This is a genomic window from Streptomyces sp. NPDC054834 (assembly GCF_053611185.1).
Window position 1 is genome coordinate 32,335 of sequence record NZ_JBSGZV010000060.1, and the last position, 15,007, is coordinate 47,341.

At 66.4% G+C, this 15,007-nt stretch carries 9 protein-coding genes; 3 read left to right on the forward strand and 6 right to left on the reverse strand.

Features of this window, described 5'->3' with window-relative positions:
- Positions 1 to 136 precede the first annotated feature (136 nt).
- Entirely contained in the window at positions 137 to 2,560 is a 2,424-nt protein-coding gene (locus ACWGJM_RS43645) for a tetratricopeptide repeat protein (protein WP_453417326.1), read from the reverse strand.
- Between the two features lie 529 nt (positions 2,561 to 3,089).
- Here ACWGJM_RS43645 and ACWGJM_RS43650 point away from each other — a divergent pair.
- Complete coding sequence (locus tag ACWGJM_RS43650) at positions 3,090 to 3,308, forward strand: hypothetical protein (protein ID WP_453417327.1); 219 nt, start codon at positions 3,090 to 3,092, stop codon at positions 3,306 to 3,308.
- A gap of 737 nt (positions 3,309 to 4,045) precedes the next feature.
- Positions 4,046 to 4,849 (forward strand): hypothetical protein, encoded by an 804-nt coding sequence (locus ACWGJM_RS43655; RefSeq protein WP_453417328.1) that lies wholly within the window; start codon positions 4,046 to 4,048, stop codon positions 4,847 to 4,849.
- A 406-nt stretch (positions 4,850 to 5,255) separates the two neighbouring features.
- Here the strand turns inward: ACWGJM_RS43655 and ACWGJM_RS43660 are convergent, their stop codons facing one another.
- Positions 5,256 to 6,164 (reverse strand): ParA family protein, encoded by a 909-nt coding sequence (locus ACWGJM_RS43660; protein ID WP_453417329.1) that lies wholly within the window; start codon positions 6,162 to 6,164, stop codon positions 5,256 to 5,258.
- Positions 6,165 to 6,485: 321 nt separating this feature from the next.
- A complete protein-coding gene (locus ACWGJM_RS43665; RefSeq protein ID WP_453417330.1) occupies positions 6,486 to 7,640 on the reverse strand; it encodes a hypothetical protein in 1,155 nt (384 codons plus the stop codon).
- A gap of 411 nt (positions 7,641 to 8,051) precedes the next feature.
- Between ACWGJM_RS43665 and ACWGJM_RS43670 the strand changes: the two genes are divergently transcribed.
- The gene (locus tag ACWGJM_RS43670; RefSeq protein WP_453417331.1) at positions 8,052 to 9,881 is read left to right on the forward strand and encodes a DUF2637 domain-containing protein; all 1,830 of its coding nucleotides are present in this window, start codon (positions 8,052 to 8,054) and stop codon (positions 9,879 to 9,881) included.
- Positions 9,882 to 10,532: 651 nt separating this feature from the next.
- Here the strand turns inward: ACWGJM_RS43670 and ACWGJM_RS43675 are convergent.
- From ACWGJM_RS43675 to ACWGJM_RS43685, 3 genes are read right to left on the reverse strand one after another with little or no spacing between them, the layout of a single operon-like run.
- Positions 10,533 to 13,994 (reverse strand): LysM peptidoglycan-binding domain-containing protein, encoded by a 3,462-nt coding sequence (locus tag ACWGJM_RS43675; RefSeq protein WP_453417332.1) that lies wholly within the window; start codon positions 13,992 to 13,994, stop codon positions 10,533 to 10,535.
- On the reverse strand, positions 13,994 to 14,446 hold the full coding sequence (locus ACWGJM_RS43680) for a TadE/TadG family type IV pilus assembly protein (protein WP_453417333.1): 453 nt from the start codon (positions 14,444 to 14,446) through the stop codon (positions 13,994 to 13,996). Before ACWGJM_RS43680 ends, ACWGJM_RS43675 begins: the two co-directional genes overlap by 1 nt.
- Positions 14,446 to 14,898: a TadE/TadG family type IV pilus assembly protein gene (locus tag ACWGJM_RS43685; RefSeq protein ID WP_453417335.1), complete on the reverse strand. Its 453-nt coding sequence runs from the start codon at positions 14,896 to 14,898 to the stop codon at positions 14,446 to 14,448. The genes ACWGJM_RS43680 and ACWGJM_RS43685 overlap by 1 nt, the downstream gene beginning before the upstream one ends.
- Positions 14,899 to 15,007 lie beyond the last annotated feature (109 nt).

The window sequence follows — 15,007 nt, forward strand, 5'->3', positions numbered from 1 at the left end:
ACCGCCAACCCGGTGAACCAATGCGGTCAGCGCACGAGTGGGCGTGGCGGTGTTCGCAAGCTGTGCAGTGGACAGTCCTGCGATGGGACGGCAGCGGAGGCACCCGCACTGATGCCGCGAAAGCGCAGACGCTCCGCTACAGGGCAGGGGGTCGCACCTCATGCAAATGCTTTCGGGCAAGATCTGCGTGGAAGTCGTCGTCTTCTCCGTACAAGGAGACAGCCGTCTCGAACGCCTCTATGGCCTTGTCTGACTGGTTGAGGAACCGCAGTGTCATACCAAGGTTGTCCCAGGCAAGCGCAGAGCCTCGGCGGTCTCCCAACTTCGTCAGCATGTTGACGGCTTCAGTGTTTGCGGTGAGGGCCTCGTTGTAGCGGCGGGCCGCGATGAGCGCGACGCCGAAGTTGAGCAGCGCACCGCCTTCGGAGACCTGATCGTTGAGCTGCTTGAAGAGCGAGACCGCCTGCTGGTGGAAGTCGATCGCTTCGTCGAGCATTTCTCCTCGTACGAACAGGCTGCCCAGCTGGGAGAGTACTTGTGCTTCCCCGTGGCGGTCGCCGAGCTGCTGGAAGATGCCCTTCGCCAGCTCCAGGGTTTCGAAGCTCTTACCTGACTCGCCTACCGCGCGCAGCGCTGCTGCCAGGTTGTTCAGTGCTAGTCCCGCGTTGCTGAGGTCATCAAACTGGCGGAAGGCCTTTGTCGCTTCGGCAAGGGCGACGATGGCCTCGGGGTAATGGCCTTGGTCCCGAAGCGCATTTCCCTTGTTGAGTAGATTGATGGCTTTACCGTGTGGATCCTCGATTGCTTCGAACATCTGATCGGCAAGGTCGATGTATTCCAGAGCTTCCTGTGGTTTACGCGCCTCCAAGAGAGCCGCACTGAGGTTAACCAGAGATTGTCCGGCATGACGGATATCACCCAGTTCGGCGAAGATCTCAGATGCCTCGACCAGGAGCTCGATGGCCTCTTCCGGCCGTCGTTCCTGCAACACAATTCCCAGGTTCATCAGGCTGCCGGCGATCCATGGTGCATGCCCAATTTCACGTGAGACTGCAAGAGCTGCCGAGTGCAGGGTGTCTGCCGTGCTGAGACGCCTGGTGAATTTGCAGTACTGCGCCAGGGCTCGCGCGAGGTAGATGCTGGCCGGATGCTCGACTGTCCAGGCAACGAGGGCAGCGGCGGTAAGGGCGTCGAGCTCAGCGTCCAGCCAGGCCAGCGCTTCACCGCGGCCGCTGAAGCGGTTGCCGTCAGGCGGTTCCGCGGTGAACGCATAAGCGTGTGCTGCCTCGGCGGACTGGAGGTAGTGGTCCAGGAGGCGGGTCAGCGCCTGGCTGAACTGATCGCTTACAGCGTTCTGCCGCCCCTCCTCCTCTGCGAAGAGACGGATCAGATCGTGCATCGTCCACCGCTCTCCCCCGCCGGGCACTTCCTGCAAGAAGTGGTGTCGGTGAAGGCTGGCGAGCAACTGCTCAGCGTCAGGCGAGCCGAGCAGCGCGGCTGTCGCCTCGGTTGACATGTCGAGACCAGGAGCCTGTGCGAAGAGCCGGAACGTCAGCTGCTCTTCACGCGTCAAGGTCCGATAGGACAGGTCGATGGATGCCTCGACGGCCAGTGGGCGTTGCTCCTCGTCATGACCGGGATGCCGGAGTGCCTTCAGTCGCGTTCGTGTGTCGGAGAGCGCTGCCACCTTTGCAGCCAAAGGCTGGCTGGGCCGTTCCCGCAGCAACGCAGCGACGATCCTCAACGCCAGAGGGAGGTAGCCGCACAACTCGGCCAGGCGCCTCGCGTCCGCTCTTTGCAGAGAGACACGGTCATCATCGGTACCTCCGGCCCGCAGGGCGCGGTCGAGTAGGTCCACTGCTTCTGCTGGTGACAGAGGAGCCAGGTCGAGGTGGTGCGCCGCCGGCAATTCCCTGAGTCTGGCGCGAGACGTAATGAGAGCCCGATGAGGGTGTCCAGGAAGCAGGGCGGCGACGGCACCGGAACTGCGGACATTGTCGAGCACGATGAGTATGGGGCGGCCCTGTCGACCGAGGGCGTTACAGAGACCTCTCCACCGCTGCAGCCGCTCTTCCTGGTTTTCAGGAAGATCACGCGCCTCAATCCCCAGAGCGCGAAGGAACTGCCCCAGGATTGCATGGGCCTCCTGCTCGTCTTCGGGGTGCGGACTGTAGCCGTGGAAGTTGGCGAACAGGATGCCTCCGGGAAACCGTTCCAGGCCCCAGGCTCGGTGTGCTGCGTGAAGGGCAAGCGCCGTCTTTCCGATGCCTCCCATTCCCGCAAGTGCGGAGACGACGACCGTGGCGCTTTCTTGCTCCCTAACGGGGTCCAGCCACGTGAGGAGCTGTGTCAGCTCCCTGTCCCTTCCGGTGAAGTTGGTGGGCGCAGGAGGCAGGAGAACGGGCCCCTCCACGGCGTCGCCGGGCGCGGTCTTACGCCGGCGCCCTCCTCGAGCGCTGTCCTTCTCGGCCCTAGCCAGACGCAGGCGTTGACTCCACCAGCCCTCCGACCGGGGCACGTACCCGGTGCTGACCGCGTGCTGCTGCAGAACCTGCACCATATGGAGAAAGAACCGCGTGTGGTCAGCCCCTGCGCGGGGGTCCGCGCCAGGCACCGTACGCCCCGTGAGCCAGGAACTGATCGTCGAGTCGGAGATCGCGACAGGCGGCCGAAGCTGCTCGCCACGCCTCACCAGCGCGGCCAGAGACAGGCCCGGTGCTGCCGCACGCAGCTGCCTTAGTGCCGTGCCGAGTTGTTCTGCATGCTCGCCCACTTTGCCCCCGCGTTGGTGACACGACGTATTCCAATCATGGCTGGTACGTCACGGTACTGACTACATCGCATCGAGGTGAGGCGTTTGGCGTGCAATCACGAGGACCTGATCTGCCAGTTGTCGCAGCAGCGCGGGACCGGGCCTTCCACACCCGAGGGGACATCGGAAAATCCACTCCAGCACCCTGACCAGCCAACGGGAGCGGGTGCGGACAATCTCGGTAATGGGACGACCTCGTCGGAAACCCCTCGGAAGCCAGTTCCTGAGCTCCTCGCCTGGCGCATAAGCAGACCAGGCCTTCGACGGGAGAAACAACATGTCCAATCTCGTGGCCGCAATGGGCGCGCTGATGCGGGGACGACAGCGGGTCCTGGGCCTGGTGGTACGGATGCTGCCTTTGCTCATCGTGACGGTCTGCTGGGCGCCCGCCCTGGCCCTGCTTCCGATGTGGCCTTCGGGACACCGGCGCGCTGTGCAGCTGCTCGACCGTCTTCGAGCCTGGTCTGCGGACCTCAGTCCGGCGACCGAGGTGTGATCGGTCGAGGGCCTGCGCTTCAACTGGCCCTACATGCGGTGGCACCACGCATGCAGGGCCTCCAGCCGTGGACGCTGACGGCTGCGGTGATTGCGGCGCAATCACTTACCACCTGCGAGTGTGCCCCAGCGCCTGAGAGTCCAAGTAGCAGGCGCCAGTCCACCCAATCCTGGCTCTCCAGCGGGCAGTCGTGTCGGCGCCTTACATTCAGGCCGGCTCACGAGCACTGGCGAATTCGTCGCTGCCAGGGTCTCTCGCTGCAAGCCCTCCGCCCCGGGCTACGCGCTCAGAACACTTCAGACAGGACCTGTCACTGGGCAAAGACGTTCTTCCTAGTCGTGGTGACGGCGGTTGCGTGGTTCCGCCCTTGGCGACGTGCAGGCTGAAGAAGGCGCCGATGCCGCTGATGCCGAGCACGTGGGTCGTACTCGCTGACCGCCCAGCGACACCGATCGCCACATGCACATTACGAAGAGCCTCTCAGCCTCCGAAGGATCCGGTGGCCGTGCCCTCATCAGGGGGGAAGGGGCTGTCGACGCCTCCAAGGCTGGTGACACCAGCCCGGCCATGCGGTCAACAGGAGGTTCCAGCCATGCCAACGACCGAGGTCATCAGCCTCATTGCCTGGCCGGAAGAACGTACTGGGGGCCGCGCCTCTGGTCAGCGAGCCGTACCTACGATGCCCCGGTCACCTGATTCACAGAATGTGAATCACTCCTAATGGCAGACTCACAGTCATGGCACGTTCTGCCCGCAAGTCGGCTGCACCCACAAAATCGCTGCTCAAGCCACCTGTCAGGATCGGCAACCTCGATACCGCAGCTGTCATCGGTGAGCTGCGGGAGTTGCACGAGGAAGCCGAGGACCAGAACGTCGACCGCATGCCAGCCGACGATGAGTTGTTCCAAGCTCTACTGCATCTCGAGGCCAACGCAGCCGCGTTGAAAGGCGAGGAAGCGCGCCGTAAGGCCGCACTCGCTCGAGTGGAGTTGTGGGAGTACCTCCGCGAGCAGGCTGACATCCACCAGGCGAAGGCAATCGAGGACGCCCGAGCCGCGAGAGCAGAATGGGCCGACCTGGCGTCGGTACTAGCCGTCAACACACCCAGCGCGGCGTACAACAAGGCGAAACGCTTGCGTGCCGCCATCCTCCTCGACCCCTCCCTGGGAGACCGGCCCGTACGCCGCACACCCGAAGCCGTCCTCCAAGCCGAGCGTCAGGCCGCCGCCCGAGCCGCCGCTGAGCGCCGTGCACAGGCTGAAGCCGCACGCCGCCATGCCTCGTTCGCACGCGTCGCCCAGCGACTTCTCGAGCATCAGGACGGCCTGGACGGTGACGAGGACGTCGCCTTCTGGCTGGATCAGATTGCCGCGGTACTGCCGCACTGCGAGACCCCCACGCAAATGGTCAGCTTGGAAACCTACGTAATCGCCGTGGTCCGCGAACTGAGGAAGATCGAACGCACGATGGCACGCCCGGCGACGACAACGGCCGACGCTCAGCTCGCCTACGCGGCCGCGGCCGAACTAGGGGAGAAATGAAGCGTCTACACGCGGGGGCGGCAAGTACTCATTGAGCATCTCGCAGCCTGCGACTGAAGCCGACCCTTCCCCCCGGCTCCCTGTTGCCGCGGACAACAAGAGCTGAGTGCCGGCGGCCTTCCTCCCGGCGGCCGACCCATCGTGCTCGCGTCTAAGGCGCTTCTACCGGACAAGATCCTGCTGATTCCAAGCAGGGACGGATCTGTGGAGCGGTCACTCCCCTACTCGGCCGAAGTCTCCGCCGATGCGCAGCCTGCCTTGGGGCGGGCCACCTCCCGCGCGAGGCGTGGTGGTTTATTGGAACGGTCAGGAGCAGTAAAGGCTTCTGACGCACTGATGGCCTTGTCGCTTTCCAGAGAGCGACAAGGCCATCAGTGCCTACCGACCGCAGGTGATTGCGGCGCAATCAGGCTGACCTACGACTGAACCCCAGAGCCTGTGTCACAAGGTAGTAGTCGTCGGTGGCGGACAGAGCAGTATCGGGCTTGAGCTTCGACGGGTTCTCGGTCACCGGGTCGTAGAAGCGCAGCACCTTCTGGGCTGCGTAGGCCTCAGGGATTCGCGGGCTCCTGCGGACCGTGGGGAGGACGAGCTCCTCATATGCTTCCTTGGCCTGCTGCTGGCTGTCGTCGTAGACAGCACCTTGGTTGCGGGTGGTCGGGCAGTCGACGATGAGGATGTTCGCCAGTTCTGCGCGCGCCCCCATAGCGGAGAACGTCTCGCTGATCTCTTCGATCTTCGCTTCCATGCGGGTCAGGGCGCGCAGTTCCTTCCAGCCCGGTTTGACGCACGCCACGACGTCATCTGCTGCGACGATCGCATTGACGACAATCAGCCCGAGGTTGCCCGGGCAGTCGATCAAGATCAGGTCGTAGGTGTCACGGATGCGGTCGAGCTGCGACTTGAGCCAGAACTCCCGGCCGGTCTTCGGCGCAAGCAGTTGCTCGGCCTCTTCCAGCGAGCTGGAGCCGAGCACGACGAAGAGATTAGGGATGGGCTTCGTGTCGGCCTCACCGTAGGGGCCAGCCATTGCCTGCACGACGGCGTCCTCGAGTTTGGCGGCTCCGGTGAGGACGTCGTAGAGGTTGGCCTGGTTGGGGATGTCATCGGGGGTGTCGTAGCCGAGGGCAGCGGACGCGTCGCACTGTGCGTCGGCGTCGATCACGAGCGTAGTGAAGCCGAGGTCGGCTGCGCAGGCTCCGATGTTGACTGCGGATGTTGTCTTTCCGGCGCCGCCGCTCTGGTTTGTGAGAGCAAGGACGCGGGCGATGCGACCCGCCGTCTCAGTGGCGGTGCGGTTGCGGGACGAAGTCATGAGTGAGCCTCCACGAATGATTGCGGCGCAATCACTTGGCCAGTGAGCGTTCGCGCGCGATATGTCACAGGGGCCGCGAACACAGATGCGGCAGGCCGACGCCGTGGCGGCGGTCCACCCTCTGACGTCGCTGCCCGAGGTAGTGGTGTCGATGGCGTGAGTTGATTGCGCCGCAATCAGGGACCTTACAAGGTCGACGCCAGGCTTCGGCGGTAGACCCCGAAGACGATGCGATACCGGGGCGCAGGCTACAGGGCGAGGCACTGCAAAAACTAGTCGCCCCACCGCTTGGAGACGGTGGGGCGACCAGCGACAGAGGAATCAGGACGACAGGAGGGCCTTCAACTCCTCGATCTCTGGCTCCTCCAAGATGTCCATGATGCTGAGAGCCAGCTCCTCAATGCCCCGCACGACGATCACTCCACGCGGTTCCTCAACCGTCGCTACGGTGGCACTCGGGACCTCCGTCTGCGGATCAGGCTCAGGGCCGGCCGGTGTTTCCGCAGTGAGCGGAGGTGCTGCTTGCACGGGTGCGCTCGGTCGGGCGGCGGGTTGCACTTGTGCTGCCGTGTCCTGCGGAGGTTCACTCGCGCGCGGCTCTGGAAGGGACGGGGGAACCGCTTCTGTTGCTGTGATTGCGGCGCAATCATCAGCGGGCTCGTCCACGGGGATGGACTGTTGAGCGGCCGGAAGCTTGCTGACTGCACCTGCCTGCGCTGTGGTCAGCTCCCCGCGGAGGAACGCTTCCTGCATGTCGGACCGTAGACGGGCGTAGACGGTTGCTGCCTCACGCACAGGCAGCATTAGGTGTGCGTCCGTGCTGCCCTGATCGTCGGCGGAGTCCAGGAGTCCCTGCTCCTTGAGCCAGTGGTCAACGACCGCTTGCTGCAAGTCAGGGATGAGGCGAAGGAGGGCGATCCTGTGCGAGACGTAGGTCTGCGAGCAGCCAGCGCGCTTTGCGAGTTCGCGCTGGGAGAGCGGCTTTCCTGCTTCGTCGCCTTCGTCGAGGGCCTCTTGGAACTCGACAGCCTCCTCGATGGGGTTGAGGCCCATGCGTTGGAGGTTTTCCTGGATGCCAGCGATGCGCAGGCTCGGTACGTCGCGGCGGACCAGGATCGGGACCTCCGACAGCCCGGCCTTCAAGGCTGCGGCCAGTCGTCGATGGCCGTGATGGACGACGAAGAGGATCCCCTGCGCGACTCGTGCTTCAACCGCCTCTTTGTGCTGGGGGTAGATCTCAACGTAGACATCTGGCGGGATGACGGTCATAGCGGTGTTCATGCCGTCGGTCCGGAGGGTGCTGGCCAGCTCGTCGATCTTGTGGAGCTTCTTACGCCCGTTCTCGGGGCTGGGCATCAGCTGGTCGGGGCGCACCGTCGGCAGTCCCTGCGGCACAAGACGAGCCTGCTGGGTCGCGGCCTTACGCGCTGCCCTCTCGGAGGCAAGGTCTCGCTTGAGGCCGGGTTTGTTAGGCATGGCATCTCCGTAGGGTGCAGTGACTGACGCGGACGTGAGCCTATAGGCCTGACAACGCGAGTTGATGCCGCAGGGAGTGATTGCGCCGCAATCACTCCCCATAACCAGCCCGAGAAGAGGCAGTCCGCGTGGATGATCACGAAAAGTGTGTTCCGTGTGCAGATGACCATACCGCCTAGTCGATCTTCCTCATGTTGATCGTGTCGGGAGCACGCGCGCCGCTGCCACCCTGATCACTTTTCGTCGACGATTTACCGCCAGAGCCCTCCAAGCCGCCGCAACCGGCGCTCAGCCATGCGAGTGTGAGAGCTGCTCAGTTGTGAGGCTCAAACAGGGGAGTGGGACGTGGCTGCGGGGAACGGTGGGACACCCCAGCTGACTCGAGCGCATCGGGTCCTGATCAGTGCCGTCGTGACGGGCGCCGTGATTATCGCCGGGATCGGCTTCACCGGCTCGTACGCAGCGGTCCGCGAGCTCGCGATCAGAAAGGGCTTCGGGAGCTTCTCCTACGTCTTCCCGATCGGTATCGACGCCGGTATCTGCGTCCTCCTCGCCCTGGACCTGCTCCTCACCTGGATCCGCATCCCCTTCCCCCTGCTCCGCCAGACCGCGTGGCTCCTCACCGCGGCCACGATCGCCTTCAACGGCGCGACCGCATGGCCAGACCCGCTGGGCGTCGGCATGCACGCCGTCATCCCCATCCTGTTCGTGGTCGCCGTCGAGGCCGCCCGCCACGCGATCGGGCGCATCGCCGACATCACGGCCGACAAGCACATGGAAGGAGTCCGCCTTACCCGCTGGCTTCTCTCGCCGATCCCAACCTTTCTCCTCTGGCGTCGGATGAAGCTGTGGGAACTGCGGTCCTACGACCAGGTGATCAAGCTCGAACAGGAACGCCTCGTCTACCAGGCACGACTCCGCTCCCGATTCGGCCGCGCCTGGCGCCGCAAGGCTCCGGTGGAGTCACTGATGCCGCTGCGCCTAGCCCGCTACGGCGTAGCCCTGGCCGAGACGGCCCCAGCTGGCCTGGCCGCCGCCGGCATCGACGAGCCGCCCATCCACTCAAAAGTCGGACGGACCCCCGTACTGGCGCAGCGGCAAAATGCCGCACTCAAGACCGCGATTGAGCAGGACAAGCAGCCTGCGCAGCTGAGTGGTGCCGCGCTGCAGCCGACGAACCATGTGCCGCTTGCGGACCTCGACCCGTCGCGCGAACCAGACGCGGAACACGAAGGGGAAGCCAGACACCTCGCTGACGCCTACCAGGCTTGGCTTGTTACCTTCAGATTCGAGCCCACCAGCACGCAGTTCGCTCTGTGGCTTCAGGAGAAGTACGGCATTGCTACCGCAGCTGGCGAACCACTGTCTCATGAGCAACTGGAACCCCTGCTGCAGACGCTCAAGCAGCGCAGCGCGCCGTCAGCTGAATCCGAAGGTGAGCGCGAATCCGAGGAGGCCCAAGGGGCGGACGACGAACTGACGTGGGGCGACTACTTCTACAACGCCTGGCTCACATACGCACAGGAGAACGGCTCCTACCCCGATGCAGCCGCTCTCGCTCAGTACGTCTACCAGCGTGACGGCATTACGGGCTCCAATGCCCAGCCGGTCACCGCAGCCGAATTGCACAACTACGTCACCGAATTCCAAGAGCGCGAGTACGGCATCGACCCGGACACTGCCTCGCCTGCCGACGACGAGACGGACGCTTATCCCCGCGAGCAGGCGGAAGGCGAGGCCCGGGCGGACAGGGAGGCTGAGCAGGGGACCGCGGCCGCTGGCGTTCAAGCGGCCACGGAACAACGCGGTCCGAGGATCGACGCAAAGGTCGGTGAACAGCCCCCGTCCCAGGATCCCGCTGAGGTAGATGGCCTCACCGTCGTCGACCGCTACTACCTTGCGTGGATGGAGTATCAGACTCAGCACAGCGCCGAACCTAGTGCCGACGAACTGTCCGCCTTCTTGGCAGAGAAGGGCATGTTCGGCCGGGGACGGAAGCCGGTCAGCCCCTCTACGCTGCGCCGCTATCCGCTCCAGTTCCGCATCTACAACGCCTGGGTAGAGCACCGCGTGCGCACGAAAGCGCCCTCAACCGATGCCGTTGCGCAGGACTGCGCAGCCCGCGGGATCACCGGCCAGTACAACAAGCCGATCAGCCCGGCACAGATCGCCGAGCAGACCGAAGACTTCGAGCGGCGCTGGTACGCGCTCACCCGGTATCACGCAGAGATTCAACAGTAGGCCTCGTCCCGGCCGATTGCGCATTGTGCTCCCGGCAGTATGCGCAATCGGCAAAACCCCTGATCAGACACCCAATGCGCAGCCATAGTGATCACTGCGCAGCATCTGCGCACCAAGCGGGCAGCCCGCCTGCGCCCCGCCCGTCCGCGCCTGGCCTATCCCCCGCAAGACGACCAGGAGGACGCATGCGAGCACTGCGCATCCCCCTGACACCACTTTCACCGAACTCGCCTTAACCGAACTCGATGCGCAATCCGCAATCCGTGAGCACGTCGGAACGGGCGGTGCCGTCGACCGGGTCATGTATCACCCTGCGCAGTCCTGCACCGCCACTGCGAGGACTACGTGATCATCTCCGCAAGAACCTCGCCGCCTGGGTCCTGGCGAGCACCTGGCGCGGCATGCCTCTCTATCCCCTCCACGTTCCCGTCGTCCTGACCGCAGTACGGGAAAGCTGGGGGTGGCCGCCCGGATGATGACCTGGTCCAACACGCGCACGCGGTTGCGTGGACCGTACGGGAAACACTGGGCGAGTGGTGCACACGGCCGCCGGCGTCCAACGCGGCGGTCCTGAACGAGCTGCTCGCCTACGCAGCCAGGGACATCGCCCCCAGCCCGTAGCGCGCAGCGTGCACTCCTGCGCACCAACCTTTACAACGCTGTGCGCGCCGCCGTGCCCGAGCCGTTGAGGAGTTCGTTGATGAGCTGCGTGGTCTCGATCTCCAGGGAGCAGTCGAGTGCCTGGTTGACCTGCTGGACGCGGGAGATGGCGGTGTGCAGCCCCTGTCGGTTCCCGGCGGCATACTCGATCCGGAGCCAGTCCCGATACAGCAGCTCCGCCGTGTCGTCGACGTCGAGACCGGTCGCGACGGCCTGGCGGGCGGCGCTGAGGTCGTGGTGCGGTCCCGCAGGCGTGCGGTAGGTGGCCACTGTGTGCGCCACGTCGATGATGCGCGTGACCATTTCCTGCTGGTAGGGCTCGGCCCAGGGCAGGGCCTTGCCCCCGAACGGCCGGCCGCGCACCAGGGTGAGCGCCTTTTCCAGATCGGTCAGGCCGGAGGCGCCGAGCGGCAGCGCGCGTTCGACGAGTTGCAGGAAGCGGGTCCAGTCACAGCGCACCCCGGGCGCGAGCTGGTACGGGTCGTCACCGGAACTGCGGCGCGGCACGTAGGGGTTGCCGACTGGGTCGCTGCCCAGGGAGCGGCGCAGGCCCTGCAAGCGGGCGTTGAGGGTGCTCGAGGACCAGGGGCTGACGGGATCCATGTCGGCGCACAGCACGTCCGCGCTCCGGCCGGGCCGGAAGAAGAGCAATGCGGCGAGCTGCGCCATCCGCGGACCGTGGCCGGTGCTGTCCACGCCGGTCACCTCAACCGGGCCCAACACCCTGATCTCCGGCGCGTGCAGGTCATGCGCCTCGCACTCCTCCGCCTCCGGTACTTCGCGTTCCTCGAGCGTGGCCTCAGCGGCGTCGGCTTCCGGGGCCTCGGCGCCGGCGGCGGTCTGCGCAGCTGCCGGGGGTACGGGAGCCGGGGGCGAAGGCACTGCCTCGGTGCCCGGGCCGGGATCGTCGCCTGCCGCAGTTGCGGGCGTGCCTGTGGGCAGGAGCCGCAGTCCGGACGGATCGGCGCTAGCGGCCAGCAGCGCCGGGAACACGCCGCTGCCAGCGTCGGACGCCGCCGCCAGCGACACGCTCGGGACGGCGGAAGCCGCGGCTGCCGCCGTCTCCTCCGGCGCGGTCCGCTCGGGCTGCTGCATGTGGTCGGGCTCGTCCGGGACGTCTTGCCAGGGCCCCTCGGCCGGATGGGACGCCTGCCCGGACACCTTCAGTGCCGTGGTGATCTGCAGGTAAGCGGCGTGTTCCAGGCGCTGCACCGTGATGTCGACGCCGGCGTAGTCGAGGTTCTGCGGTTCATGGAGGGAGGCGTTGAGGATTTCTGCCTCGGGGAAGTGCGCGGCCGCCGTACTCGCGGGGGCGATCAGAGTGACGGGGACAGTGCCCGCCTTGTCGATGACATCGGCGAACTGCCAGGCCGTGTCCGCGTCCAAAGACGACGCGCACAGCAGCAGATACGGCTGATGCTCGGTTTCGGGCATCTGGTGCGCCTCCAGCAGCCGTTCGCTCAGATCACGCAGGGCGTGCGCGGCTTGGCGCATGTGGGCGATCCGCGCGGTGGGCAGCAGCTGCGGCAGGTCCTCGCCGAACCCCACGGTGACGACCTCGACTTCGCTGGCCCACGGGCTCATGCCGAGTTCCAGCGCGAGCGAGGTGCACACCTCGGTGATGTGGACGGGGTTGCCGTCCAGCAGCAGCGCGGGCAGTCCGGCGAGGTTGAGCAGCAGGAGATCGCCCGTCTCCGTGCTGCCGATCGTGACCAGCCCCGGATACGGTGCAGGCACCTCGCGGGCTGCGTCCTCGTCCAGGACGACGGCATCGGAGGGCAGGGCCCACCATCCGCCCTGCCCGGCCACGAAGGGCGCCGCAGGGGCCGCGGTGAGATCCTCGGGCAACACCTCTACCGTGCGGGTGCCGATCCGGGCCGCCCGCAGCGGCGGCAGGATCGCGTCCTCCTCCTGGGCCGCCTGGTGGGCCAGCGTCCGCAGCGCCACGTCCAGGCGGGCAGCGCCGCCCGGCTCGGCGGCCGCCGCCAACTGGGCCTCGGCCGTGGATGTCTCCGACGCGATGGCGATCTTCTCGCCGGGCTTGCGGCGGCGGCGCTGCAGCGTCCGGCGCAGGGCGAGAGCACCGGTGATGGCGGCCGCCAGCAGCGCGCCAGCACCGAGAACGGTACGAAGGTTCAACGGGCTGCTGGCCGGAGCCGTCGTCGGGGTCTCGGACGCCGTGGCGGCGGGGGAGGAGACAGCAGCGGAGCCGGACGCTTCAGCCGACGCCGGCGGGGAGGCGGCAGAGGGAGACTCGCTGACGCTGGGCCGCGGGGTCGCAGAGGCCGTTGCCGACGGCGATGCCTGATCCTGTCCGGGCTGCTCGGCAGGGCGGCTGGCCGGTGCGCTGGGGGCCGACGACTGGGGTGCGGGCGTGGTGGTCTGGCTCGGCGCGGGCGGCTTCTCGGTGCCTGCGCGCGGCTTCTGGCTGGTCGGGGGAGTGGTCTCCTGGCTGCCCGCCTCATCACCCTGGTCATGGTCCTGGGACGGCTGGCCGGACTGGGCGCCGGGTACGGTGACCTGCTGCCCTGCATAGATGACGTTCGGGTCGGTGATCGCGGGCAGACCGTGCGGCTGCTCCTGGCCCCGGCTGGCCTTGAACAGCTCGGGCCATTCGCCGCCGTCGCCGAGTTCTCTCTCTGCGATCTTCGACAGGTAGTCGCCCGAGTGGACCGTGACGACGTGCTCACCCTTCTCGCCGGCAGCGGGCGCAGCCTCACCCAACTGTGTGCGGAGGCCTCCCACTCCCGTTGACGTGTCGGGCATCTTCAACTGCCAGCCGGGCTGCAGAAAGCTGTTCGCACGGAAGGTCGTGCCGTCGACCATGGTGTGGCCCTCGTTGAGAGCAGCGATCTCCCGCCACCTCTCACCATCGCCCAATTCCCGTTCGGCGATGCCCCACAGGCTCTCCGCCGGCCGTGTCTCGCGCACCGTGTACGACGTGCTGGACGCCGCGGTGCTCGCCGAGGATGTGGAGGCCTGCTCGGTCTCGGCGGCCTGCCGGGCCTGGGGCTGGCCCGGGACGGAGGCCGCCGTGGTGGCTGGGGCGGCCTGGGCGTCGGATGCCAGAGCCGAACTCGTCGGCATCAGCACCAGGATGCTGCCGATCAGGAGAGCCGCGGCGCGCTGGGAGGCACCCATCCCTCGCGGGGCGTGCCAGGTCCGTCCCCGCACCTGCGCGATCAGCTCGCGCACGGCGCAGAAAGAGAACTGGGCCCACCCGATCCACCCCACCGCGATGAGCAGCAGCAGGAACGCTGCGCCCGTGTCCTGGCGGTCCAGCAGGTGCGTGAGGTCGTCGTGGGCGGAAGCCCAGATGACCGGGGTGGCCCAGGCCAGCAGCAGCGGCAGCCCGGCGACAGCGGCGGCCAGGACCACCAGACTCAGGACTGCTTTGAGGAGCTGGCCCAGGGTGCGCCAGGCCGCTGCGGCGGGGGAGGGGGTGGTGCTCATCAGTTTCCTTCGGGAGCGGTGACACCATGCAGGAGGGTGGCCTTGCCATGGCCGGTGACCGACAGAGAGCCGATTCCAACCACCGACAAGAACTTCGTGTCGTATGTGCTGGTGACGACGACGGTGAGGGTCTTGCCGTCGCCGGACACGCTGACCATGCCGGTGGCGCCGGCGGAGCGCAGGTATGCCTGGGCTGCGGCCTGTGCGTCTTGCGGATTCACGGTGATCGCGGTCCCGTTGATGGCGTTGGCGGGGTCGATGGCCTGTCCGCCGGCCCGGGCGGCTTCGCCGGCGATGTAGTCGGCGCGTTCCGTGGCCCGCATTTTGCTGCCGCCGTCGACGGCGAGGCCGATGATTCCGATCAGCGCGATGACGCACACGGCGACGAACACGGTGACGCCTCCCCGGTCGTCCCGTAGCGTTCGGCGCAGGCCCCTCTGGCGGAAGATCATCAGTTCCCCCGCTGCCGGTACTGATCCACTACCGAGGTGGCGGTCGACGTGAGCGTCTTGGCTCCTGGCACGCCTGGGAGCAGCAGGTCGGAGAGGTTGACCGTGCAGGTCAAGGTTGCGGTGACCGTTCCTACCTGTCCCACCGGCACGCTGAGGCCGCCCGTGTTGATGTCGACCCTGGTGGACGAGCACTTGATGCCCTGGTCGTTCAGGGACTGCGCGGCCGCCGCCTGCGCGGCGCTCTGCGCGGATGCCGCGGTGCGGTGAATGGAGGCCTCCCGTGCCGCGTCCTCGGCTGCCGCGTCGATCTTCGCGCCGGAAGTGACGATGCGTCCGCCGGCGATGGCCATACAGATGAACATGATCAGCGCAGGGAGGACAATGGCAGCCTCGATCGCCGCGCTGCCCTCGTCGCTGCGGAGCCTGCGAGCCCACCGGGCTGTGTTTCGCACGTTCACCCTCCCGGTACCTAAAAGGCCAGGTTCGGCCCTGCGTGGTCGTTGCTGGTCAGGGTGGGTGGGTTCCAGGTCGGGGAGGTGGTCGGTTGTTCGGCATTCCTGA